The 21,275-nt window shown below is 72.3% G+C and carries 24 protein-coding genes; 12 read left to right on the top strand and 12 right to left on the bottom strand.

Going from position 1 to position 21,275, the window contains the following annotated elements; genetic code table 11:
* Nucleotides 1–813: 813 nt before the first annotated feature.
* A complete protein-coding gene (locus OG990_RS29035; protein WP_406077795.1) occupies nt 814–1,305 on the bottom strand; it encodes a hypothetical protein in 492 nt (163 codons plus the stop codon).
* Between the two features lie 94 nt (nt 1,306–1,399).
* Nucleotides 1,400–1,540, bottom strand: a complete 141-nt coding sequence (locus OG990_RS29030) for a hypothetical protein (protein WP_406077794.1) — start codon at nt 1,538–1,540, stop codon at nt 1,400–1,402.
* 110 nt (nt 1,541–1,650) lie between these two features.
* On the opposite strand from OG990_RS29030, the gene OG990_RS29025 reads away from it, so the two are divergent.
* Nucleotides 1,651–1,833, top strand: a complete 183-nt coding sequence (locus OG990_RS29025; protein WP_406077793.1) for a hypothetical protein — start codon at nt 1,651–1,653, stop codon at nt 1,831–1,833.
* 119 nt (nt 1,834–1,952) lie between these two features.
* On the top strand, nt 1,953–2,294 hold the full coding sequence (locus tag OG990_RS29020) for a VOC family protein (RefSeq protein ID WP_406077792.1): 342 nt from the start codon (nt 1,953–1,955) through the stop codon (nt 2,292–2,294).
* Nucleotides 2,295–2,311: 17 nt separating this feature from the next.
* Here OG990_RS29020 and OG990_RS29015 read toward each other — a convergent pair whose 3' ends face one another.
* The 3 genes from OG990_RS29015 to OG990_RS29005 all read right to left on the bottom strand — a co-directional run bounded on the left by OG990_RS29015 (nt 2,312) and on the right by OG990_RS29005 (nt 3,916).
* Nucleotides 2,312–3,013: a dihydrofolate reductase family protein gene (locus tag OG990_RS29015; protein ID WP_406077791.1), complete on the bottom strand. Its 702-nt coding sequence runs from the start codon at nt 3,011–3,013 to the stop codon at nt 2,312–2,314.
* Between the two features lie 241 nt (nt 3,014–3,254).
* Nucleotides 3,255–3,686 (bottom strand): hypothetical protein, encoded by a 432-nt coding sequence (locus OG990_RS29010; protein WP_406077790.1) that lies wholly within the window; start codon nt 3,684–3,686, stop codon nt 3,255–3,257.
* A 35-nt stretch (nt 3,687–3,721) separates the two neighbouring features.
* Nucleotides 3,722–3,916 carry a hypothetical protein gene (locus OG990_RS29005; RefSeq protein ID WP_355601001.1) on the bottom strand — a complete coding sequence of 65 codons (195 nt, stop codon included), beginning with the start codon at nt 3,914–3,916 and terminating at the stop codon, nt 3,722–3,724.
* A 156-nt stretch (nt 3,917–4,072) separates the two neighbouring features.
* On the opposite strand from OG990_RS29005, the gene OG990_RS29000 reads away from it, so the two are divergent.
* Together OG990_RS29000 and OG990_RS28995 are read left to right on the top strand one after the other, a co-directional pair.
* Entirely contained in the window at nt 4,073–4,426 is a 354-nt protein-coding gene (locus OG990_RS29000) for a hypothetical protein (RefSeq protein ID WP_406077789.1), read from the top strand.
* A 95-nt stretch (nt 4,427–4,521) separates the two neighbouring features.
* Nucleotides 4,522–5,400, top strand: coding sequence for an LLM class flavin-dependent oxidoreductase (locus OG990_RS28995; protein ID WP_406077788.1), 879 nt, complete (start codon nt 4,522–4,524; stop codon nt 5,398–5,400).
* A gap of 67 nt (nt 5,401–5,467) precedes the next feature.
* Here OG990_RS28995 and OG990_RS28990 read toward each other — a convergent pair whose 3' ends face one another.
* Genes OG990_RS28990 through OG990_RS28980 form a run of 3 tightly spaced genes read right to left on the bottom strand, consistent with a single transcriptional unit; the run spans nt 5,468 to nt 7,589 of the window.
* Complete coding sequence (locus OG990_RS28990) at nt 5,468–5,896, bottom strand: ASCH domain-containing protein (RefSeq protein ID WP_406077787.1); 429 nt, start codon at nt 5,894–5,896, stop codon at nt 5,468–5,470.
* 55 nt (nt 5,897–5,951) lie between these two features.
* Entirely contained in the window at nt 5,952–7,004 is a 1,053-nt protein-coding gene (locus OG990_RS28985) for a questin oxidase family protein (RefSeq protein ID WP_406077786.1), read from the bottom strand.
* A 33-nt stretch (nt 7,005–7,037) separates the two neighbouring features.
* Nucleotides 7,038–7,589, bottom strand: coding sequence for a phosphoribosyltransferase family protein (locus OG990_RS28980; RefSeq protein ID WP_406077785.1), 552 nt, complete (start codon nt 7,587–7,589; stop codon nt 7,038–7,040).
* Between the two features lie 187 nt (nt 7,590–7,776).
* Between OG990_RS28980 and OG990_RS28975 the strand changes: the two genes are divergently transcribed.
* From OG990_RS28975 to OG990_RS28960, 4 genes are all read left to right on the top strand, one after another.
* A complete protein-coding gene (locus OG990_RS28975) occupies nt 7,777–8,409 on the top strand; it encodes a septal ring lytic transglycosylase RlpA family protein (RefSeq protein ID WP_406077784.1) in 633 nt (210 codons plus the stop codon).
* A 101-nt stretch (nt 8,410–8,510) separates the two neighbouring features.
* Nucleotides 8,511–9,638 carry a PP2C family protein-serine/threonine phosphatase gene (locus tag OG990_RS28970; RefSeq protein WP_355600989.1) on the top strand — a complete coding sequence of 376 codons (1,128 nt, stop codon included), beginning with the start codon at nt 8,511–8,513 and terminating at the stop codon, nt 9,636–9,638.
* 140 nt (nt 9,639–9,778) lie between these two features.
* Nucleotides 9,779–11,635, top strand: a complete 1,857-nt coding sequence (locus OG990_RS28965) for an acyl-CoA dehydrogenase (RefSeq protein WP_386986030.1) — start codon at nt 9,779–9,781, stop codon at nt 11,633–11,635.
* A 316-nt stretch (nt 11,636–11,951) separates the two neighbouring features.
* Nucleotides 11,952–12,221, top strand: coding sequence for a DUF6458 family protein (locus OG990_RS28960; RefSeq protein ID WP_074315731.1), 270 nt, complete (start codon nt 11,952–11,954; stop codon nt 12,219–12,221).
* Between the two features lie 42 nt (nt 12,222–12,263).
* Here the strand turns inward: OG990_RS28960 and OG990_RS28955 are convergent, their stop codons facing one another.
* Entirely contained in the window at nt 12,264–12,803 is a 540-nt protein-coding gene (locus tag OG990_RS28955) for a SixA phosphatase family protein (protein WP_386986028.1), read from the bottom strand.
* Nucleotides 12,804–12,915: 112 nt separating this feature from the next.
* Here OG990_RS28955 and OG990_RS28950 point away from each other — a divergent pair, with 112 nt between their 5' ends.
* Nucleotides 12,916–13,203, top strand: coding sequence for a DUF6458 family protein (locus OG990_RS28950; RefSeq protein WP_355600985.1), 288 nt, complete (start codon nt 12,916–12,918; stop codon nt 13,201–13,203).
* Nucleotides 13,204–13,309: 106 nt separating this feature from the next.
* Here OG990_RS28950 and OG990_RS28945 read toward each other — a convergent pair whose 3' ends face one another.
* Entirely contained in the window at nt 13,310–13,987 is a 678-nt protein-coding gene (locus OG990_RS28945) for a hemolysin III family protein (protein WP_355600983.1), read from the bottom strand.
* A 107-nt stretch (nt 13,988–14,094) separates the two neighbouring features.
* On the opposite strand from OG990_RS28945, the gene OG990_RS28940 reads away from it, so the two are divergent.
* The 3 genes from OG990_RS28940 to OG990_RS28930 are packed head-to-tail and all read left to right on the top strand — an operon-like array spanning nt 14,095 to nt 16,374.
* Nucleotides 14,095–14,781, top strand: coding sequence for an allophanate hydrolase subunit 1 (locus OG990_RS28940; protein WP_406077783.1), 687 nt, complete (start codon nt 14,095–14,097; stop codon nt 14,779–14,781).
* On the top strand, nt 14,778–15,641 hold the full coding sequence (locus tag OG990_RS28935) for a biotin-dependent carboxyltransferase family protein (protein WP_406077782.1): 864 nt from the start codon (nt 14,778–14,780) through the stop codon (nt 15,639–15,641). Before OG990_RS28940 ends, OG990_RS28935 begins: the two co-directional genes overlap by 4 nt.
* Nucleotides 15,625–16,374, top strand: a complete 750-nt coding sequence (locus tag OG990_RS28930; protein WP_386986022.1) for a LamB/YcsF family protein — start codon at nt 15,625–15,627, stop codon at nt 16,372–16,374. Before OG990_RS28935 ends, OG990_RS28930 begins: the two co-directional genes overlap by 17 nt.
* A gap of 55 nt (nt 16,375–16,429) precedes the next feature.
* Here OG990_RS28930 and OG990_RS28925 read toward each other — a convergent pair whose 3' ends face one another.
* Together OG990_RS28925 and OG990_RS28920 are read right to left on the bottom strand one after the other, a co-directional pair.
* Entirely contained in the window at nt 16,430–18,262 is a 1,833-nt protein-coding gene (locus OG990_RS28925; protein WP_406077780.1) for an NHL domain-containing thioredoxin family protein, read from the bottom strand.
* A 123-nt stretch (nt 18,263–18,385) separates the two neighbouring features.
* On the bottom strand, nt 18,386–21,145 hold the full coding sequence (locus OG990_RS28920) for a hypothetical protein (RefSeq protein WP_406077779.1): 2,760 nt from the start codon (nt 21,143–21,145) through the stop codon (nt 18,386–18,388).
* Nucleotides 21,146–21,275 lie beyond the last annotated feature (130 nt).

Below are 21,275 nucleotides of genomic sequence, written 5' to 3'. Positions count from 1 at the left end.
CCTTTGACGTTGCTGCGGCCAGCAGAGCCCGGCGGGTCATCCACCGGCCACTAGCCACGCTTCTTGCCTTGCCCTTGGCCTTGTCTGAGGAAGCCACCGCCGGCTTCGTGGCCTTCTTGCGCTCCTCCCAACCCATGCACTCGCACCGTGAACACCGTGCTGCCACGATTGCTGCTGTGGCTGATCCTGTCCCGAGATGGCGGAGTGTTCTCCTGGCCGAGGTCATTACAAAGATCGAAGCCGAGCTGGACCGAGCATGGGAAAGCTAGCTGCACGATCTCGACATCGACCCTGCCTCCCTGGACGAAGCCGAGCTGGCTTGGCTCGTGGCGAACAACCCGGCGGATCAAGAGTGGCGGACCGTGGACGCTGCACTTGATCGCTTGGTCTGTCCCGACTGCAGGTCCAGGCTGACCAAGGGACCGGCCGCGTGCGAAACGTGCGGCTTTTACCAGGGAATGCGGTTTGGAGCGCGAGAGGTGGACCGACCACACGTCCCGCCTGGAAACGAACACGCGCTGAGGGTCGCGGCTGCTGTAGCTCGCACTTGTGGCCGCTACTCGCCAAGGGCCCGCGTCGGCTACGAACTCCTGCTACCCGATCTCGTTGCCGGCACGCTGCCCACCACGAGGCAGGCTCAGGCCGCCAAGGCCCTGATCAACAAGTTGACAGAAGATGAGTGTGATCGCGTCACCAGCCTCGCTGAGGTTGAGGAACTGGCACACGACCGCTGATCCCGTCCCCTGACCGGGTGACCGATGCCGGTCGTGCAGCTGTCGTGCCCGCTACCTGCTCGATTCTTTGAGAAAGGCGCTAGGTCAGGAGCCGGATATGCGGTGCCTCGTGGCTCTCGATGATGGGCGCGGAACAGTGTTCGCAGGATCCGGCGGCTGGTCGGACGAGGTTCGTCTGGGTGGAGAGTTCCCCTGACTCCTGCTGCTCTGGGCAGTAGTAGCCAAGGTAGTGCCGGACCCAGGGGGTTCGGGTGATGGCGGCGGCGGGTTGATCTCTCTTCGCGTCGTGGAAGGGGGCCCACCAGTAGTCCACCACCGCTCGCAGGCGGGTTTGCTCACCTTCGATCGTGTGGTCGAAGGCGGCGATGCGTCCGGCGGTGTAGTGCTGAGCGGTCTCCTTGTCGCCCGAGCAGACGGCCCGCTCCGCTCCCAGCTCGAAGATCGTGGTGCGGTCGACGCGCTGGCAGACGAAGCAGTCGAGGCTCAGCGCAAGCCTGCCGCGCCAGTGGAGGTTGTGGAAGGGCGGAGCCGGGAGGGCCAGGACGGTCTTGACTTCAATGGATCGGAGCACGGGGGGATCTTGGCATGTGCTGTAGAGGTAGGTCCGCAGGTTAGGGCTTCCGCCCTACTGTCCCTGCATGGGATACGACATCGGCTTCCTCCCGTCAGGTCGAGACGATGACGGCCAGGGCGACGAACTGCGACCACTTCACCTCACGGATGAGCAGGAAGCTGCCTGGCGACGGATCGTCACGCGGGCGCAGCAGGAGATCGGCCCAGCTGAGGAAGATCGGTACCCGACGCACCTTGAGTTGTGGCTCAAAGACCCCGCCCTGCAACTGTGGTACGCCGGTAGTTCCGCTTCTATCGAAGTCCGTACCAGCACACGGCGACCGCAGCCAGCGCTCATTCCGCCATGGCGAGGGCGTACGCGCTCGCCCGCATCGTCTTCGCCGAAACCGGGATGCAGGCCGTCGACCATGAGGTTGGTCAAGCGGTCCACGACGACGGTCTGCCGCGGGCGGTGGCCCGTTACCGGGGCGTCGGACAACACGTGGGCGGCCTGGTGGAGGGGCGAGACGAGCACTCGACCGGTTGAGTCTGCTCTGACCAGACGATGACACTGCTGAGAGCGATCGTGGTTGTTCCCGCTGGGCACCGACACCGGCTAATGTCCGGCTTGGAGGTGGTTCCGTGTTCACCGAGGCTTTTCCGATCGTGACTACGACCGACCTACCAAGGCTGATCGCGTTCTATCGCGATGTCGTCGGCTTCGAGCTGACCTACCGGTTCCCGGAGGACGGCGCTCCTGAGTTCGTCGCACTGCGACTGGGCAACAGCGAGCTGGGCCTGGCCGCCGACCCGAAGGCCGGCGGCCCTCCCCTCGCGCACCGCTGGGAACTGTGCGTTTACGCCGACGACTGCGACTCAGCCGTGGCCGTGCTGCGTGCGGGCGGCGCAACAGTTACCGAGGAGCCGGTCGACCAGCCGTGGGGTGAGCGGTCCGCCCGGGTTACGGACCCCGATGGCAACAGGTTGCTGGTGCTGTCACGCCTGTAGGCGCCGGCCACTGACGATCATTCGGTCACCGTCGGGCCGCCGCCGCTGCCACGATCGTCGAGCACGAGCGGAGCGCGACCACCCACCGTGTACCGGATGTGGGTGACCTGCGGCGTGTGGAGGACGCGGGTCGGCATCAGCTCGATCGCCTCCTTCTCGTCGAGGTCGAGGTCCGCGTCAAAGAGCCGTAGACCGGTGCCGAGCACGACCGGTACGACGTGCAGCTCCAACTCGTCGAGCAGGCCGGCCTTGAGTACCTGCCGCACCATGCTGCCGCCTCCGGCCACGGCGACATCCTTGCCGCCGGCCGCGGCGCGCGCCTGTTCGACGGCGCTGGCCACACCATCGGTGACGTAGGTGAAGCTGGTCCCGCCTCCGCGCAGCAGGGGCTGGCGTGGGCGGTGCGTGACGACGAAGACCGGTGCGCGGAACGGCGGCACCTCGCCCCAGGGGACCTCACCGCCGTCGGCCATCCGCCGCCCCATGACGTATGCGCCGGCCGCCCCGAAGGACTCGGCGACCACGTCGGAGTTGGTGTCCTGTTCTCCGCCGGCAAAACCTTGCCGTTCGCGCCATGCCATCGCGTTGGTCGCCCAGCGGGTGACCCGGAAGAATCCGGCGCTCTCGGCCGAATCCATCCAGTTGCCGTCGCCGCTGAAGCGGGGGCCGGCGTAGAACCCGTCCACCGACACCGACAGTTGAGCGGTCACCTTCGTCATCTCGTCTGGTTCCTCTCCCGTTGGGCGACACCCGGCCGGGTGCCTGCTCACCGATGGGTCGGTACCAACCGAAGAATGCCTACAGGGCGTCAACGTGACGGCGGTCACATCATGTGGAGCGGGGTGACGACCCAACTGTCCCAACCGATGCCAGTTGATCAACTGGCGAGAAAGCTGGCGTCGGAGCCGGGATCCGGCCACACGTCCCGCTCAAGCTGCTCCAGGGTCGCCACCGGCCAGGCTAGAGCGCGGGACCATTCTCGGATGGCCGGCCAGGGTGGCGGCCATCCCTCGGCAGGTACCACAGCCCGGCGTGATCGGGGCCGCGCCGCCAGCGCATGCGGGACACCTCATCCGGGCGAGGCGTCCAGTCGCGGTAGGGCGCGAAGGCCAGCCGCCAGGCGATCACCGCGAAGATGTAGATACCCGGGCCGACCAGCCACAGCAGGGCATCGCGTCGCCGGTAGGAGGCGCGTGGCGCGAGCCAGGCGGTCACCGCAACCGGCAGCGCGATCATGCTGAAGTCGGCCATCGGCCCGTCGCCGAATCGGGCCTCGGCCAGGTCGCGAATGACCAGGGACGGCACGATCACCGCGAGCACGATCGCTGCCGCGCAGACGGCACGCGGCCGTCGGCCCAGGGGCGCACGGGCAGCGGCAGGATCGACGGACATGGTTGGGAGGTTACGGGCCAGCGGGAACGGTGGAACTACGACTTCCGGTCCGTGATCGCCGCCTCTATCCGCAGACCGATGCCGGTCAGGATGAGGAAGGCAGCAAGGATGTGGGGCTTGAGCCCGTCGTAGCCGGACGACATGGTGAGCAGCGACGTCATGAAGCCGGCCACCAGCGACACGGTGCCGAACGCTCGTACCGTGTCGACCCGTTGCGACCGTAGATCCACAGCGGAACGGTAGCGAAGAACCGGCGCCGCCGGCGCCCCGCCGGGGCCGGGCGGCCACTCGTGATGATCCAAGGGCAGGGCCTCGAATCAGGTGGTGCGTGTCCCCGGCCCGCCAGTACCGTCCGTGCTCCCACGAACCCGAACGGAAGAGGCGAGATGAGCAGCGGTGGCGGTACGACGGTGCTGTGGCGCCCGACGGGGCCGGCCGAGTTGGAGCTCGTACGCGGGTCGGGGTGGCGTGCGTGGCCGCCGCGCCTGCCGGACCAGCCGATCTTCTATCCGGTGCTCAACGAGGAGTACGCGGTGATGATCGCCCGGGACTGGAACGTCCCCAGCTCGGGCGTCGGCTATGTGACCCGCTTCAACGTCGAGTCCGAGTTCCTGCGCCGCTACCCGGTACGACAGGCGGGTGGCAGGACGATCCTGGAGTTGTGGGTGCCGGCGGAGGAGTTGGCCGAGTTCAACGCCCACATCGTCGGCCTCATCGAGGTCGTGCGCGAGTTTCGGTAGCGCCCCGACCACCTGCGGCCGCAAGTTCGGCTGACGCCTCTGGAGCCCTGGTGTGACGTGCGTGGCCGCAGGCTGGCGCGGCTAGGCTGGCGATCATGCGGATTGGCATCGTGATCCTTCCGGACCAGCGCTGGGCGGAGTCGCAGCGTCGCTGGCGGCAGGCCGACGAGTGGGGCTTCGACCACGCCTGGACGTACGACCATCTGGGCTGGCGGGACCTGGTGGACGGGCCGTGGTTCGACTCGATGACCACGCTGACGGCCGCTGCGACCGTTACCTCCCGGATCCGGCTGGGCACCCTGGTGGCGTCGCCGAACTTCCGGCACCCGGCCGCGTTCGCCCGGCAGATCACCACGGTGGACGACGTGTCCGACGGTCGGCTGCTGCTGGGGCTGGGCGCGGGCGGCATCGGGTTCGACTCGGCCGTGCTGGGCGGCGAGACGCTGCCGCCGCGCCAGCGGGTCGACCGGTTCGCCGAGTTCACCGAGCTGCTGGACCTGATCCTGCGAGAGGACGGCACCACCTGGCGTGGCGACTGGTTCGCCGCGGTGGACGCGCGCAACAACCCCGGCAGTGTGCAGCAGCCCCGGGTGCCGTTCGTGGTGGCAGCCAACGGGCCGCGGTCGATGCGGCTGGTGGCCCGGTTCGGCCAGGGTTGGGTGACCACCGGCACCGAGGCCGACGACGTGGACGGCTGGTGGGACACCGTGTCGGCGCTGTCCGCGCGGATGGACCGGACGCTGGATGAGGCCGGCCGCGACCCGGCCACACTGGACCGCTACCTGTCGCTGGACGCGGCGCCGGTCTTCTCGCTCAGCAGCGCGCAGTTCTTCGCCGACCAGGTCGGCCGGGCCGCCGACCTTGGCTTCACCGACGTCGTGACGCACTGGCCGCGGGCCAGCAGTTGGTACGCCGGTGACGAGGCCGTCCTGGCGGACGTGGCGACCCGGCTGCTCCCGGAGCTGCGCCGCTGAGCCGGTAGCAGCCAGCGGCTGAGCCGGTAGCGCCAGCGGCCCTGCCAGGCCGTCAGAGGCGTAGGGATCAGGTGCCGAGGTCGCCGCTGGCCACGCCGCCCTCGCCGCCGGAGACCAGCCGCAGCCGGAGACAGACGATCGGGGTGTCGTCGTCGACCGGGGTGCCGAGCCGCGCCCAGTAGGCCGAGTGGCCGGCCCGCCACTCCTCGATCGAGCGGTCACCCTCGCCCTCGGAGCGGGCGAAGTCCCACGGCACGTCGGCGAAGCGGACCACGTCGACGCCGGTGATCTCCACGACGCCGGCCAGTGCGTCGTCGTCGACCAGGGCCAGCCGTTCGCCGACCTGCTCCAGTTCCTCGCCCTCTTCGGCGTACTCGGCGAGCCGACCGGCCGTGGCGGTCTTCACGCCGGCCAGCACCAGGGTGTTCAGGGTCGCCCGCAGCTCGCCGGGGGTGCCGAGGGCGAGCGCGCGCAGTTCACCGATCCGAGGCCACATCCTGCCGAGGCTAGGCCAGCGCGGCCCGCGCCGCCGCCGCATTACGCCCGCCCTGTCAGATCAGCTGCCCGGCATAGCCGGCGGCGGCGAGCAGCCGGTCGTCTCCGGTGGCGGCGTGCGCGTCGAGCACCGCATCGGCCAGCTTGACCACGTGCGCGTCACCGTGCCGGGCCGCGCGGGCGAAGACCTCCGCCGGGGTCGCGGCCGGCACGGTCGGCGCCGTGATCCCGTCCGCTGGGGCGTACACCGAGGTCACGGCCGCCGTCGCGGCCCAGGCCGCGGCGAGGCTCGGCGCCCACAGCGCCCGATCCAGTGCCGGCAGGGTACGCAGCACCGCGGTCGGCGCGGTGACCGCGTGCACCAGCATGACCGGCGCGGCGTGCCCGAAGCGCAGGTAGTCCAGGCCGGCCCGGTGCACCAGCGTGGCCAGCTCCCGTTCCGCCTCGGCCGGGGTCCGCGCGGGGCGCAGCGCCGCCAGCGCTGGCTCCCATCGGGGTACGCCCGACAGCCGGCCCAGCCGGTCCCGGATGCCCCCGGAGCGGTCCTCGATCCGGGGCAGCGCGGCCAGCGCGGTGGCCACGTCCAGGCCCTCAACGTCCGGCCCGGTGGGGACACGCGCCGGGTCGAGGAGCCGGTCGGTGCCGGGGACCGGCTGCCAGCGGGCCGCCCAGTAGCCGAGGGCCTGGCCCAGCTCGGTGACCCGCTGCGGGTTCTCCTCGGCCGAGTCGAGCGCGCGTACGGCGTGCCCGACCCGGATCACGCCGTGGGTGGCACCGGCGGCGATGCCGGGCAGCAGCCGGGGCCACCAGGTGCCGAGCACCTCCCGCCACGGGTGCTCGCGCAGTTCCCGGTCGAAGTAGGCCAGCCAGTCGCCAGCCCGCTTCGGGTCTCCCAGCGCCGCCCGCCAGTCGTCGAGGGGGCGCAGTCCCCGAGGCAGTTCGTCGAGGCGACCGAGGTAGTCGTCGAGCCAGCGGTGCACCCGCTGCTCGTGCCCGTGCCGGGCCAGTGCCTCGACCGCCATCGGCCCGTGGTTAGACAGCCAGCCCTCGTATTCGGGGCCGGTGCGGTGCAGCCGTTCGTACGCCTCGTCGAGAATCCCATTACTCATGCGTCGATCGTCTGACCTGAACCGAGGTTCAGGTCAAGCCGGCAGATCCGCACCGGCGATCAGGCCGGTGATCCGCAGTTCGGTGGCGACCTCGGGCGGGCAGTCGACGGCCACCACGGAGGCGCCCAGCACCTCTGCGCCGCGCGCCGCGCAGATGTCGTAGAGGGCGTGGATCTGCGCTCCGGTGCGCACCCAGTCGTCCACCACCAGGACCCGGTCGCCGGGGCCGAGGTGTCGGTCCCGCACGGCCAGGTCGACCTGCCGGCCCCGGTAGTCCGGCGGGCTCTGCGCCCAGGTCAGTGGCCCGGCGGGGAGCCGCCCGTCGCCGGGCTTGTGCGCGGCCACGAAGCCGACACCGAGGGCGGTGGCGGCCAGTGGTCCGAGCAGCAGCCCGGTGACCGCCGGGGCGAGCACCACGGTCGGCCGGGCGGTCCGGTACGGCGCCACGAGGGCCGGTCCCAGTTCGGCCAGCACCCCCGGGTCCCGCCACCAACCGGAGATGTCGCTGACCAGGTGGCTGGTGCCCGGCCCGGGGTCGATCCACCGGAACAGGGTGGTGAGGCGTTCGGTCAGGTCAGCGGGCATTCGTCCATCCTGCGGTACGCGTGCCCGGCGGGTCGGCACCCGGGCCGGCCGGCCCATCCCGACTCGGATGATCGGCTACACGTACCAGTGCAAATGCGGGCATATCCCAATGATCACGTTGACTTCGGAAGTGCTTCTCTCGTTACGGTCCGACCCGGTTTGTTCAGTCGACGAAAGGACCGGGCCGGTGGCTGGTAGGCACTCCCGTACCCGCATCTTCTCCTCTCCGGCGGGCATCGCGGCCACCGCGGCGGTCGGCGTCGCCCTCGCCGTCGGGGGCACCGTCGGTGCCGTGCAGCTGACCTCGGGCTCCGCGCAGCCGGGGCCGGCCGCCATCGAGTTCGCCCCGACCGTCGCCGCCAGCAGTCTCGCCCCCAGCTCGCCGGCGGCCTCCCCGAGCGCCAGCGCCTCGCCGAGCGTGACGGCCAGCCCGTCGGCCAACCGGTCGCCGCAGGCCGCCTCCCGGAACAAGGCCCGCACCGCCGCGCCGAAGCCGAGCCCGACCGCGAAGAAGACCACGGCGGCGCCGAAGGTGCTGGACAGCGGCTCGTGCGGTGCCTCCTTCTACTCGGAGGGGCAGCTCACCGCCAACGGCGAGTCGTTCAACCCGAACGAGCTGACCGCGGCGCACAAGACCCTGCCGTTCAACACCAAGGTCCGGGTGACCAACCCGAACAGCGGCAAGTCGGTCGTGGTGCGGATCAACGACCGCGGCCCGTTCATCGACGGCCGCTGCCTGGACCTCTCCCGGGCCGCGTTCGCCACCATCGCCTCGGTCGACGTGGGCGCGCTCACCGTCAGGTACGAGGTACTCGGCTGACCGGCGTGGCTGACGCCGATCTGGCCGAACAGCCGAGCCGGGTGGACAGAACCTCCTCGGACGAGGGGCCAGGTTCATTCAACCGTTCACGCGGATCAGGCATGCTGTCCCTCGTACCCACGCGACTCCTCCAGTCGGGCCGTCGCCCGCTGAGCCCCGGATCCCGCGCCGGCCTCGGCGCGGCCCTCGTTCTGCTCGCGATCGTCTCGGCCGTGGAGTTGGCGGACGGTCGCCCGGCGCACTACATCGCGTTGCTGGTGGGCGCCCCGTTCCTCGCCGCCGCCCTGGCATCCTGGCCGGTGGTGCTGGGAGTCGGCACCGCAGCGACCCTGATCGGGGCCGGCTTCGCCGTGGTCGAGCCGAAGATGTTCCTGGTCACCTCGGTCAACGTGCTCGCGGTCGCGCTCGCCACCGGGCTGGCCGTGGCGGTGGCGTCGGTGCGGCAGCGGCAGACGGAGCAGATCGGTGAGCTGTCCAAGCTCGCCTCGGTGGCCCAGCAGGCGGTGCTGCGTCCGCTCGGCCCGCAGGTCGGCACGCTCTCGGTGGCCGGCCGCTACATCTCCTCCACCGCGACCGCTCAGATCGGCGGCGACCTGTACGAGGCGATCGACACGCCGTACGGGGTACGCATGATCATCGGCGACGTGCGCGGCAAGGGCCTGGACGCCGTCCGGCTGGCCAGTATCGTCCTCGGTTCCTACCGGCACGTGGCCTACGAGCGGGCCGACCTGCGCGCCGTTGTCGCCGATCTGGACCGCGCGGTGGCCCGCAACGTCGGCGACGAGGACTTCGTGACCGCGGCGCTGGTGGAAGAGCGCGGCGGCACGCTCACCATCGTCAACTGTGGGCATCCGCCGCCGCTGCTGCTGCGTCGGGGCGCGGTGATCCCGCTGGAGCCGCCGGCGCCGGCGCCCCCGCTCGGGTTCATGCCGGTGGTCCGCCCCCGGGTGGAACGCCTGGAGCCCGGTGACCGGCTGCTGCTGTTCACCGACGGTCTCGGCGAGGCTCGACGGGATGGCGAGTTCTTCCCCACCGCCGACCGGGCCTGGCGGCTGCTCGGCCACGGCACTGTCGCCGATGGCCTGGCCTCGCTGGAGGCTGCCCTGGTCGAGTGGGTGCACGGCCGGCTCGACGATGACATCGCGCTGGTCCTGATGGAGTACGTAGGCGCGCGGACCGGTGTGGCGGCGGCTGTGCCGAGCTGGGAGGTCGGCGCCACCGAGAGCTGACCGCCGACGCGTCCGCCCCCGGTTCGGGGCGAGTGTGTAATGGCCGTCACTTACGTGATCCGCTTGTCGCTGCCTACCCGCGAGTAATACAGTCGGGGTTACTGATCGGTAACACCTGTCCGGAAGCGGGGCCAGCGAGCATGACCCACTACAAGAGCAACCTGCGGGACCTTGAGTTCAACCTGTTCGAGGTCTTCGGGGCGGACCAGGCGTTCGGCCAGGAGCCGTACTCGGAACTCGACGCCGACACCGCCCGCAGTTTCCTCTCCGAGCTTGACCGCCTCGCCCGGGAGGACCTGGCCGCCAGCTACACGGACAGCGACCGCAACCCGCCGGTCTTCGACCCGGTCACGCACACCGCGCCGCTGCCGGCGTCGTTCAAGAAGTCCTACCAGGCATTCATGGACTCCGAGTTCTGGCGCCTGGACCTGCCGCCGCACCTGGGTGGCACCAACGCTCCGCGCGCCCTCTGGTGGGCCCTCGCCGAGCTGGTGCTCGGCTCGAACGCCCCCATCTGGATGTACGCCTCCGGTCCGTCCTTCGCGCACGTGCTGGAGGTCGAGGGCACCGAGCAGCAGAAGCGGTGGGCCAAGCTCTTCATCGACAAGCAGTGGGGCTCCACCATGGTGCTCACCGAGCCGGACGCCGGCTCGGACGTGGGTGCCGGCCGCACCCGTGCCATCCAGCAGCCGGACGGCACGTGGCACATCGAGGGCGTGAAGCGCTTCATCACCTCGGGCGAGCACGACCTGAGCGACAACATCGTGCACTACGTGCTGGCCCGCCCGGTGGGCGTGGAGGGCGTCGGTGGCCCTGGCACCAAGGGCCTGTCGCTCTTCGTGGTGCCGAAGTACCACTTCGACGAGAACACCGGCGAGCTGGGTGAGCGCAACGGCGTCTACACCACCAACGTCGAGCACAAGATGGGCCTGAAGGTCTCCAACACCTGCGAGTTGACCTTCGGCGAGCACGGCGTACCGGCCAAGGGCTGGCTGCTGGGCGACAAGCACGACGGCATCCGGCAGATGTTCATGATCATCGAGTACGCCCGGATGTTGGTCGGCACCAAGGCGATCGCCACCCTCTCCACCGGCTACCTCAACGCCCTGGAGTACGCGAAGAACCGGGTGCAGGGCGCCGACCTGGTCCAGCAGACGGACAAGACCGCGCCGCGGGTCACCATCACCCACCACCCGGACGTGCGCCGCTCGCTGCTGCTGCAGAAGTCGTACGCCGAGGGTCTGCGTGCCCTGGTCCTCTACACCGCCACCTGGCAGGACAAGGTCGCCATCGCCGAGGCGGCCGGCGACGAGAAGGCCACCAAGCTGGCCAAGCGGGTCAACGACCTGCTGCTGCCGCTGGTCAAGGGCGTCGGCTCGGAGCGCGCGTACGAGATGCTCGGGCACGAGGCCCTGCAGACCTTCGGCGGCTCCGGCTTCCTCCAGGACTACCCGCTGGAGCAGTACGTCCGCGACGCCAAGATCGACACCCTGTATGAGGGCACCACCGCTATCCAGAGCCTCGACCTGATCTTCCGCAAGATCGTTCGGGACAACGGCAAGGCGCTCATGGCGGTTGCCAGCGAGATCCAGGAGTTCATCTCCTCTGAGGCGGGCAACGGCCAGCTCAAGGAGGAGCGGCAGGCGCTCGGCAAGGCGCTCGTCGAGGTCCAGAACATCCTCGGCGTCATGACCGGCTGGCTCGGCGAGGCGCAGGCTGGCGACACCCGCGCGCTCTACAAGGTCGGGCTGAGCAGCCGGCGCTTCCTGCTGGCCATCGGCGACCTGGTGGTCGGGTGGCTGCTGCAGAAGCAGGCCGACGTGGCGCTGAAGGCGCTGGCCGGCGAGGTCTCCGCCACCGACAAGGCGTTCTACACCGGCAAGGTGGCTGCCGCCCGGTTCTTCGCCCGTGAGGTGCTGCCGCGCATCGGCGCGGACCGGCGGATCATCGAGGGCGCCGACCTCGACATCATGGACCTCCCGGAGGAGGCCTTCTGACCGTGCCACGGCACGACTGAAGGTTCCGGGTCGCACCACCCGGCATCGACACCAACGGCCGGCGGGGCAATTGTCCCGCCGGCCGTCGGCATGTCCGGGTCGGGCCCGTCCGTGGGAACCACTCCGGAGCCGTCTGCGCTTCCGTGCCGTGGTCCCGTCCCGGGCCGGCGGGAGCGGCGAATGCCGGGCTCGCCGGAGGGCCGTCCGTCCCGTATTCGGCGAGCGCTGGTCGGGTAGGTGGCCGGCGTGGCGGGTAATCGTCGCGTGTCCACGACAGAGAACGCCCAGAGCCACCGCACGGGGGAGTGCAGCGCACATGGGTGTAGGAAGCGGCATCTTTCTCATCGCGATCGGCGCCATCCTGACGTTCGCGATAAGAGCCAACGTCTGGTGGATAGACCTGCGGGCGGTCGGCTGGGTGTTCATCCTGGCCGGGCTGGCCGTGCTGCTGACCACGCTCTGGTTCTGGCAGGACCGGCGCAAGCGGGCCCGGACCCTCATCGTGGAGGAGAACCGGCTCTCGCATCCGACGGCGATGATGCCGCCGCCGCCCGACCCGCCGCCGCCGACCGCGCCACCCTCCTGAGCCACGTACGCCTGAGCCACCCGCCGACCATCGACGGGTGGCTCAGTCGCGTGCGGTGTGCCGAGCGGTGATCGGTGCCCCTGCCCGGTCCAGCTCCGCCCAGCCGAGCGTGCTGCGGTGCACCGCCAGCTCGGCGGTACGCAACCCCTCCCCGTCCGTCCCCTCCGGGTCGAGGAGCGCGGAGAGCAGCGAGATGCCCGGATTGTGGGCGATCAGCAGCACCGTCCGGGCCGCCGGGTCGACGGTGCGGACCAGCGCCAACAACTCCTCGGGGTGGGCGTCGTACGCGCCCGGCTCGTAGTGGACGGTCGGGCGGGGACCGGCCGGCCCGCCTTCCGGCGGTGAACCGGTCATCCCCATCGCCACCCCGTGCCAGGTCTGCCGCGTGCGTCGGACCGTCGAGCAGATCACCACGTCGGGCAGCAGCCCGTGGTGAGCCAGCCAGGCGCCGGCCGCCGCCGCGTCCGCGCTCCCCCGTGCGGTGAGCGGCCGCACGGCGTCGTCCGTACTGTCGCTGCCCTGCTCGGCTTTCGCGTGCCGGAGCAGCACCAGTGTCCGTGTCTCGGCTGGGGTGTCCGTCATGCCCTCAGCTTGCCCGATTGGCGATCTCCGTGCCGGGGTAAGTCGATGGGTGCCGCACCCCTACCGACGGCCGCGGCGGGCCGTACGCCAGGTTAGAGCCGAGGAGCGAGACATGGGCATTGGTGGCAGCATCTTTCTGATCGCGCTGGGCGCGATCTTCGCATTCGCAGTGGAGGCAGACCTGGGCTGGCTGAACCTGGCCGTGGTCGGCTGGGTGCTGATGCTGGCCGGTGTCGCCGGCCTGCTCGCCACCGTCTACTTCTGGAACAGCCGCCGCCGCACGGTGGTCGCCGCACCGGTCCGTGGGGACCGCGTCGTGGCCGACCGGGTGGCGCCGATCCAGGATGACCAGGTCATGCGGGAGTACCGCGAGGTGCGCCGGCCGGGCCGTCCGATCTGAGTCCCGCACGCACACTCCGGGGTCCCGCAGCGTCGCGGGGCCCCGGCTCGCATGTGCCAGGTCCCGGCTCGCGCCGTGGTCGGGCTCGCGCCGGGTCGCCGTGCGGTCAGGCGAACAGTGCGAAGTAGATCGCGATGTGGTGGCAGAGCGCGGCCAGCAGGGTGCAGGCGTGGAAGAACTCGTGGTGACCGAAGACGGTCGGCCACGGGTTGGGCCGGCGGAGCGCGTAGAAGACCGCGCCCACGCTGTAGATCGCGCCACCGACGATCAGCAGCACCAGGGCCGCGACGCCGCCACTGTGCAGGATCTCCGGCAGCATGGCCACCGCCACCCAGCCGAGCGCCAGGTAGAGCGGTGCGGAGACCCAGCGCGGCGCGTGCGGCCACACCAACTTGAGCGCCACGCCGGCCAGCGCGCCACCCCAGACCAGGGCCAGCATCAGGGTGGCCTGTCGCGGCGCGAGCAACTGTACGCACAACGGCGTGTACGTGCCGGCGATGAACACGAAGATCATCGAGTGGTCCATCCGGCGCATCACCTGGTAGCCACGCTCCGACCACACCCGACGGTGGTACAGCGCGCTGGTGCCGAAGAGCCCGCAGACGGTCAGGCTGTAGATGACGCAGCTCACCAGGGGTGCCCACCCCGGGCGGGTGGCGGCGATCGAGCAGAGCACGATGCCGCTGGCCAGGGCGACGAAGAAGGCGTACGTGTGCAGCCAGCCGCGCATCCTGGGCTTACCGATGTCGACCGGCTTCAGTCGGAGCGGAGCGGAGGTGGTCACGTCTCCAGGTTACGGCACCGTAGGTTACTTTCAAGTAGTCGGCCTGGTGACGCCAGGCACCGTCGCCGTGAACACCTCGCCGGCACGACATCGGCGAGGATGAGCGGATGCGGATCCGACCCGTCGGGGCGCACGCCCTGCTGCTCGACTGCACCGCCTCCACCGGCGTGCCCGAGGCTGCCCTGGTCGAGGCGTGGCGAGCCGAGCTGTGGCGGCGTCGCGAGCAGGGCGAACTGATCGCCATCGAGATCGTGCCGGCGGCCAGCACCGTCCTGCTCGACGGCGTACCCGATCCGGCCGCTACGGCCGAGTTGCTCTCCCTCTGGGCGCCGACGGTCTCGACGGCCGTCGCCGCCAGCGACCGCGCATGTGGCGCTCGCGACGGCTGCGGCGACGTGGGCCGGGCGGGCGACGGTGGAGAGGTGGTCGTCCCGGTCGACTTCGACGGGCCGGACCTGCCGGCGGTCGCCGAGCACTGGGGGGTCGACGTGCCGGCCGTGCTGCGGCGGCTGACCGGCACCCCGTTCCGGGTCGCCTTCTGCGGCTTCGCCCCCGGCTTCCCGTACCTGACCGGGCTGCCCGCCGAACTGGCGCTGCCCCGACTGGCCACCCCCCGCGCCCGGGTGCCCGCCGGCTCGGTCGCCCTGGCCGGCCCGTACGCCGGCATCTATCCGGGCGCGTCCCCGGGCGGCTGGCTGCTGGTCGGCCGGACCGACCTGGTTCTTTTCGACGTGCACGCCGACCCGCCGGCCCTGCTCGGCCCGGGGACCCCGGTCCGGTTGGCGGCGGCATGACCCGGCCCGCCGAGATCGAGGTGCTCCGCGCCGGCCCGCTCACCACCGTGCAGGACCTGGGCCGGCCCGGCTGGGCGCACCTGGGCGTACCCCGGTCCGGCGCCCTCGACCCGGCCGCCCTGCGGCTGGCCAACCGGCTGGTCGGCAACCCGGAGCGTGCCGCCGGCCTGGAGATCACCCTGACCGGCTGTGTGCTGCGGCTCACCCGGGCCACCACGGTGGCGGTCACCGGCGCCGAGGTGCCGGTCCGGGCCGGCGACCGACCCGGCGACGCTGGACGCCCGCTCACCGTGCCGGCGGGCACGGTGCTGCGGATCGGCCCGGCCCGCCGGGGCGTACGGAGTTGGCTGGCCGTGGCGGGCGGGATCGACGTGCCGCCGGTGCTCGGCAGCCGGGCCACCGACACCCTCTCCGGGCTCGGCCCGCCCCCGCTGCGTGACGGCGACCGGCTGCCGCTCGGCGAACCGCTCGGCGACCCCGCGCCGGTGGACCTGACCGTCGGCCCCGCGCCCCTGCCGGAGCTGCACCTGACGCTGCGCCCCGGTCCCCGCGACGACTGGTTCACTCCGACCGCGCTCGACCGGCTGCTCGGCACCGCGTACACCGTCAGCCCCGTGAGCAACCGGGTCGGCGCGCGGCTCGCCGGCGCGCCGCTGCCCCGCGCGGTCGCCGGCGAGTTGCCCAGCGAGGGCATCGTGCTCGGCGCGGTGCAGGTGCCGGCGGACGGACAACCCCTGATCTTCCTCGCCGACCACCCGACAACCGGTGGATACCCGGTTATCGGGGTGGTCGCCGACGTGACCCCGCTCGCGCAGGCCCGGCCAGGTACTACCGTCAGATTCCATGGACCTCAACGCTGACCTGGGCGAGGGATTCGGCATCTGGCGGCTCGGTGACGACGAGGCGCTGCTGGACCTGGTCACCTCCGCCAACGTCGCCTGCGGCTTCCACGCCGGCGACCCGTCCACCATGCGGCGGGTCTGCGAGGGCGCGGCGCGGCGCGGGGTCGCGGTGGGCGCGCAGGTCGGCTACCGGGACCTGGCCGGCTTCGGCCGGCGGCGCATCGCGTACGACTTCGCCGAGCTGCGCGACGAGATTACCTACCAACTGGGCGCGCTCGACGCGTTCTGCCAGCTGTTCGGCACCCGGGTCCGCTACCTCAAGCCGCACGGGGCGCTCTACAACGTGGCCAGCACCGACGAGGCGCAGGCGGCGGCGGTGGTCGCCGCGGTCACCGGCCACGACCCCGAGATGCCCGTGCTCTGCCTGCCCGGCTCGGTGCTCGCCCAGCTCGCCGTCGGTGCGGGCCTGCCGGTCGTCGCCGAGGGCTTCGCCGACCGCGGCTACCTGCCCAACGGGGCACTGGTGCCGCGCGGCACACCCGGCGCGCTGATCACCGACGCGGAACAGGTGGCCAACCGGGCGGAACGGATGGTCACCGAACGGACCGTGGTGGCGGTGGACGGCACCGTCATCCCCTGCCCGGTGGACTCGATCTGCGTGCACGGGGACACCCCCGGCGCGGTCTCCGCCACCGAACTCGTCCGCGCCACGCTGATCGACGCCGGCATCCCACTCGCCCCGTTCGCGTGAAACGAAGGGCCCCTTGGACATCGGATTCCGTCGTCCAAGGGGCCCTGCCCAACAGCTAGGTGTCCAGGCCGCGCAACACGAGCGGGAGCCGGGCCGCGGCGCCGTCGACCACTCGGACCGGGACGCCCCAGTCCTGCCGGGTCAGATGGCAGGCGGCGTGCTCGACATCCGCGTCACAGGTCGCCGCCTGGGCGGTCACCTGGAGCACCCCGCCGGTGACCTCGCCGTTGAGCACCAGCCGGCGGGACAGCTCGGTGCCCGTGCCGGCGCCCTCCACCAGCAGTTCCGGCGGGGACGCGGAGACCACCAGCCGGGTCGACGGCCCGTACGTCTCGTCCAGCTTCTGCCCGGGCGCGGGGGTGAAGACGATGTCCAGGGTGACCTCGCCCGCCGCGATGTCGGTCGGCTTCCGCTCGGTGCGGTGCCGGGGGCCGTCCACCGTGCTGGCGCCCGCCGCCGACAGCGCACCCGGGGCGAGCCGGGTCAGCCGGTGCGCGGCGGACTCGACCACCAGCACCTCGCCGGCGGGGGTGAGCACGAGATCGCTCGGCTCGGCCAGCCCGTCGGCGACCGTGGACACCTGGCCGGTGGCCGGATCGAAGCGGCGGACCGAACCGTTGTAGGTGTCCGCGATCAGCACCGAGCCGTCCGGCAGCGCACACACGCCCAGCGGGTGCTGGAGCAGCGCCGACTCCGCCGGCCCGTCCACGTGCCCGAAGTCGAACAGGCCCTGCCCGACGGCGGTGCCGAGCTCCCCGTTCTCGACGTACCGGACGGCGCTGGTCTCGCTGTCGGCGATCCAGAGCCGGGCGCCGTCGGCGGAGACGGAGAGCCCCGACGGCTGCGCCATCCACGCCTCGGCCAGCGGGCCGTCGCGCAGCGCCTCGACCGTGGTGCCGGCGTACATGCCAGCGGTCCGCTTGATCGGATCGAACCACCAGAGCTGGTGGATGCCGGCCATCGCGATGATCAGCTTGTCGTCGTACCAGGCCAGGTCCCACGGGGACGAGAGGTCCACGGCGAGCGCGTCGTGCGGGTGGTCGTCGACCGTGGCCCGCCACTGCCGGCCGCTACCGGCGACGGTGACCACCTCGCCGGACGCCAGGCGTACGCCGCGCAGCAGGTGGTTGACCGTGTCGGCGACCACCAGGTCGTAGCCGGCCACCTCGGCGACCTGCGTGGGCAGCAGGCAGAGCCCCTGCGGCTCGGAGAAGGTCGCCGCGCCGGCCGGCCCATCGGCCCGGCCCCGCTCGCCCGAGCCGATCCGGCGCACCGGCGTCTCACCGTCGGGGGCCACCTCGACCAGGGACTGCCGGGCCGAGTCGGAGACCAGCAGGTTGCCGTCCGGCAGCAGCACCGCCTTGCCCGGGAAGCGCAGCGTGGTCTCCGGCGCGGGTGGCGGGACGTACGGGCCGTCGCCCCGGTGCAGGGTGCCCTTGGCCTCGTGGGTGGCGATCAGCTCGTCGATCAGCCGGGCCAGCCCTTCGGCGTGCCCCTCTCCGGCCATGGTGGCCACCACGTACCCCTCGGGGTCGATCACCGACAGGGTCGGCCAGGCCCGGGCCGCGTACTGCTGCCACATGTCCAGCTCGGGATCGTCGAGCACGGGGTGGTGCACCCCGTACCGCTCCACGGCGGCGGCCAACGCGTCGGCGTCCTTCTCGTGCTCGAACTTCGGCGAGTGCACGCCGATCACGACGAGCACGTCGCCGTACTTCTCCTCCAGCGGGCGCAACTCGTCGAGCACGTGCAGGCAGTTGATGCAGCAGAAGGTCCAAAAATCCGCCAGGACGATCTTGCCGCGCAGGTCGGCGAGCTTGAGATCGCGTCCACCGGTGTTCAGCCAGCCCCGACCGCGCAGCTCGGGGGCCCGTACTCGTGCGCTCATGACCCCATCGTGCCTGACCATCGGCTCACGGTCGGCCAGAGGGGGCGAGCCGCCGAGATCCAGGCCACCCCGCGAACGACGACGGCAGGGCCACGGATTCCCGTGGCCCTGCCGTCGGTCGATCTACTTGGTGGCCGGCTTGAGGCAGAGCACCCGGTTGGTGCCCTCGCCGGGCAGCACCACGTGCGGCTGCGTCGTGTCGGTGCACTTGTCCTTCGCGTCCACCTTGGAAACGATCGTGAACGCACCGGCCTCGCCGCAGTCCGCCGCCGAGGCGCCCTGACCGGACTGCTTCACGCACGTGCCGACCGCCGGGTCGAAGCTGGGTGCCTCGTTCCCGCCGCCGAACTTGCCGAGCAGCATCAGCAGGCCGAGCGGCACCGCCAGGATGAGCACCGCCGCGATCAGCACCGCGGCCAGCACCCGACCGTTGCGCACCTTCGGCACCGGTGGCTCTGCCTTCGGCTCCTCAGCGTCCGGCTTGAACGAGTCGAACCGGCCCTGGTCGGACTCGCTGGCCTGCTGACCCCAGGCCGGCGCGGCCTGCTGTGCCGCCGGGAAGGCCGCCGCGAAGTTGGCGCCCGGTGCCGGCTCGGTGGCCGGCCCGCTGCCGAAGCCCGGTCCGCCGAAGCCGGGTCCGCCGAAGCCGGGCGTGCCGTTCACCGCGGCGGTGCCGGCGGCCGAAGAAGCGGGGCCGAACCGGTCGGCCGGACGCTCGGCACCGGACTGCGGCCGGACCCCGTTCACCGGCCGGTTGTTCCCGGGCGCGTCGACGAAGGACGGCACACCGGGCGGGAACGCCGGCGGCGCGGACGCCGCCTCACCGAACCCGTTCGGAGTCGCCGGCCGGTCGTCGAAGTGCGGTTCGGCCGGGGAGTCGCCGCCCCAACCGGGGCTGGCCTGCCGGTCAGGGCCGTTCTGCCAGTCAGGTGCTGCCTGGCGGTCAGGGCCGTTCTGCCAGTCGGGTGCTGCCTGGCGGTCGGAGCCGTTCTGCCAGTCGGGTGCCTCCTGGCGTGCCGGGCCGTTCTGCCAGTCCGGTGCGCTCTGGCGCTCAATGCCCGGGTCGGCCTGGAACGCCTCCGGCGCTGCCTGCTCCGGCTCGGATTGCGCCGGACGGCCGTACACCCGGGGCTGTGGCGCGGGCGCGCCGGCCGGCCGGATGGCCTGGTCGGTCGGGGGCATCACCCGGCTGGCCAGTGGCACGGAGGCGCTCGCCGAGGCCCGGCCCACCGCGCCGGCCGCCGACTCGGCCTCCGGCACCGGTACGACCGCACGGCCCGCTCCGGATTCCGGAGAGGTACGCGGGGCGGGCACCACCGCGGCGCCTGCCGAGGCATCCTCGGCCCGGCCCCAGCCGGCCGGCTCGGCCTCGTACTGTGCGGGGGCGTCCGACTGCTCCCGCTCGGCGTACGCCGGCTGCTCGGGGATCGCGGCGAACTGGGCGGGTGGCGCGTAGTCGACCGGCGGGGCGGCGGCCAGGCTGGCGCCCGGTACGCGCTGCTCCTGTGGCGGAAGCGGCACCGCGTTGGCCGGCGAGATGCCCGGCGCGGGCCCGGGCTGGTAGGCCGGTGGCTCGTCGCCCCGGTCGGACTCCCAGCCACCGCGGGACTGGGCGGAGGCCTCCGCCTCGGCGCGACCCCACACCTCGCCGGGTGCCCACGGCTGGGTGGCCGGCACAGCGGCGCTGCCCTGGGCGGCATTGTCCGGGGCGGCGGCCCAGGCGGGCGTCCCGTCGTTGCCCGGCACGCTGGCGCTGGCCCGCGCCGGGGTGCCGGCCTGCTCCGGGGTCCATCCCGCCTGCTCCGGCCGTTCGGCCGGCTGGTCCTGGGCCGAGAGCACCCAGTCCGGCTGCTGCGGGCGGCTCTCGGCGCCACCCCAGGCGGCCGGCTGCGCGGCCTCGTCCTGCTTCACGTCAGCGCCGTCGCCCCAGCCACCGGGCTGCGCCTGCTGCTGCTGTGCGGCCCAGCCGCCGGAGCGGGCCGGGTCGTCCTGGCTGGGCCAGTTTGCCGCCGGTGCCGGCACCTGGGCCGCGCCACGTGCCGCGGCCGGCTCGGCCTGCCCCCAGCCGGGGGCCGGCTGCTCGGTCTGCTCGGCGGCCTGGCCCCAGGTCTGGGGGGACTGCTCGGCCGGCGTCCACACCGGCTGGTCGTCGCGCGCGGCAGCGCCGGTGGCCCAGCCGCCGGAGCCGGCCGGGTCGTCCTGCTGACCGCTGCCGCCGGACCAGCCGCCGGCCTGCGCGGACTCGGGCTGCTGTGACTCGGCGCCGCGCCAGTCAGCGGCGGGTGGGTTGGCCTGCGCCGCCCCGCCCCAGCCGCCGGAGCGGGCCTGGTCGTCCTGCGGGGAGTCGGTGCTCCAGCCGCCGGAGCGGGCTGGGTCTTCCTGAGCCGGCCAGGCGGCGGTGGCCGGCGGCACCTGCGCGGCACCCCGCGCGGCCGGCTGGGCCTGCGCCCAGTCGGGCTGCTCGGCGGCAGCCGCGGCCCAGGTGGGGGCACTCTGCTCGGCTGGCGTCCAGCCCTGCTGCTGCCCAGCCCACGGGGCGGGCTGCGCGTGGTCCGGTTCGCTGGCGGGCCAGGCGCCGGGCTGCTGCGGCGCGTCGTTCGCACCACCGCCGGTGGCCCAGGCGGGCTGGGGCGGGTCGGAGGGCTGCGGCGCGGCGCCGGAACCCCAGGCGGGGTTCGGTGGCTGCTCCGACTGGGCCGCCCAAGCCGGTGCCGATGGGTTCTGCCCGGTCGGCGGTGGGGGCGCCCAGCCAAGGTCGGGGCCGGCGGCGTTGTAACCGTTGTCCGGCTGCGCCGGGCGGTCGCCGTACGGCGCCGGTCCGCCGGCGCCCGGTGACACCTCGTCCGGCTCCTGGCCGGGGCGGTGCGGGCCCTCGGACGTCATGGGTGCGCCTCCTCCATCACATGTCGGCCGCCGGTGCCGATCGGTCTCCTCGGCATGGCTGCCGGCTTCACCGGCGTACCGCCGTGCCGGCTCCCCGCACGGTATCCGGTAGCCGCACAGCGCGTCCAAG

It is taken from the genome of Micromonospora sp. NBC_00858, from assembly GCF_045207365.1.
Taxonomy (GTDB): Bacteria; Actinomycetota; Actinomycetes; order Mycobacteriales; family Micromonosporaceae; genus Micromonospora.
This window is presented reverse-complemented; position numbering and strand designations above follow the sequence as displayed.

What these genes read in the sequence shown, in the direction of transcription:
- OG990_RS28920 (WP_406077779.1), bottom strand. Translation starts at nt 21,145, where the DNA reads ATGACGTCCGAGGGCCCGCACCGCCCCGGCCAGGAGCCGGACGAGGTG.
- OG990_RS29025 (WP_406077793.1), top strand. Translation starts at nt 1,651, where the DNA reads ATGGCGAGGGCGTACGCGCTCGCCCGCATCGTCTTCGCCGAAACCGGG.
- OG990_RS28930 (WP_386986022.1), top strand. Translation starts at nt 15,625, where the DNA reads ATGGACCTCAACGCTGACCTGGGCGAGGGATTCGGCATCTGGCGGCTC.
- OG990_RS28960 (WP_074315731.1), top strand. Translation starts at nt 11,952, where the DNA reads ATGGGTGTAGGAAGCGGCATCTTTCTCATCGCGATCGGCGCCATCCTG.
- OG990_RS28965 (WP_386986030.1), top strand. Translation starts at nt 9,779, where the DNA reads ATGACCCACTACAAGAGCAACCTGCGGGACCTTGAGTTCAACCTGTTC.
- OG990_RS29010 (WP_406077790.1), bottom strand. Translation starts at nt 3,686, where the DNA reads ATGTCCGTCGATCCTGCCGCTGCCCGTGCGCCCCTGGGCCGACGGCCG.
- OG990_RS28950 (WP_355600985.1), top strand. Translation starts at nt 12,916, where the DNA reads ATGGGCATTGGTGGCAGCATCTTTCTGATCGCGCTGGGCGCGATCTTC.
- OG990_RS28970 (WP_355600989.1), top strand. Translation starts at nt 8,511, where the DNA reads ATGCTGTCCCTCGTACCCACGCGACTCCTCCAGTCGGGCCGTCGCCCG.
- OG990_RS28985 (WP_406077786.1), bottom strand. Translation starts at nt 7,004, where the DNA reads ATGAGTAATGGGATTCTCGACGAGGCGTACGAACGGCTGCACCGCACC.
- OG990_RS28925 (WP_406077780.1), bottom strand. Translation starts at nt 18,262, where the DNA reads ATGAGCGCACGAGTACGGGCCCCCGAGCTGCGCGGTCGGGGCTGGCTG.
- OG990_RS28955 (WP_386986028.1), bottom strand. Translation starts at nt 12,803, where the DNA reads ATGACGGACACCCCAGCCGAGACACGGACACTGGTGCTGCTCCGGCAC.
- OG990_RS28980 (WP_406077785.1), bottom strand. Translation starts at nt 7,589, where the DNA reads ATGCCCGCTGACCTGACCGAACGCCTCACCACCCTGTTCCGGTGGATC.
- OG990_RS29000 (WP_406077789.1), top strand. Translation starts at nt 4,073, where the DNA reads ATGAGCAGCGGTGGCGGTACGACGGTGCTGTGGCGCCCGACGGGGCCG.
- OG990_RS28935 (WP_406077782.1), top strand. Translation starts at nt 14,778, where the DNA reads ATGACCCGGCCCGCCGAGATCGAGGTGCTCCGCGCCGGCCCGCTCACC.
- OG990_RS28995 (WP_406077788.1), top strand. Translation starts at nt 4,522, where the DNA reads ATGCGGATTGGCATCGTGATCCTTCCGGACCAGCGCTGGGCGGAGTCG.
- OG990_RS28940 (WP_406077783.1), top strand. Translation starts at nt 14,095, where the DNA reads ATGCGGATCCGACCCGTCGGGGCGCACGCCCTGCTGCTCGACTGCACC.
- OG990_RS28990 (WP_406077787.1), bottom strand. Translation starts at nt 5,896, where the DNA reads ATGTGGCCTCGGATCGGTGAACTGCGCGCGCTCGCCCTCGGCACCCCC.
- OG990_RS29015 (WP_406077791.1), bottom strand. Translation starts at nt 3,013, where the DNA reads ATGACGAAGGTGACCGCTCAACTGTCGGTGTCGGTGGACGGGTTCTAC.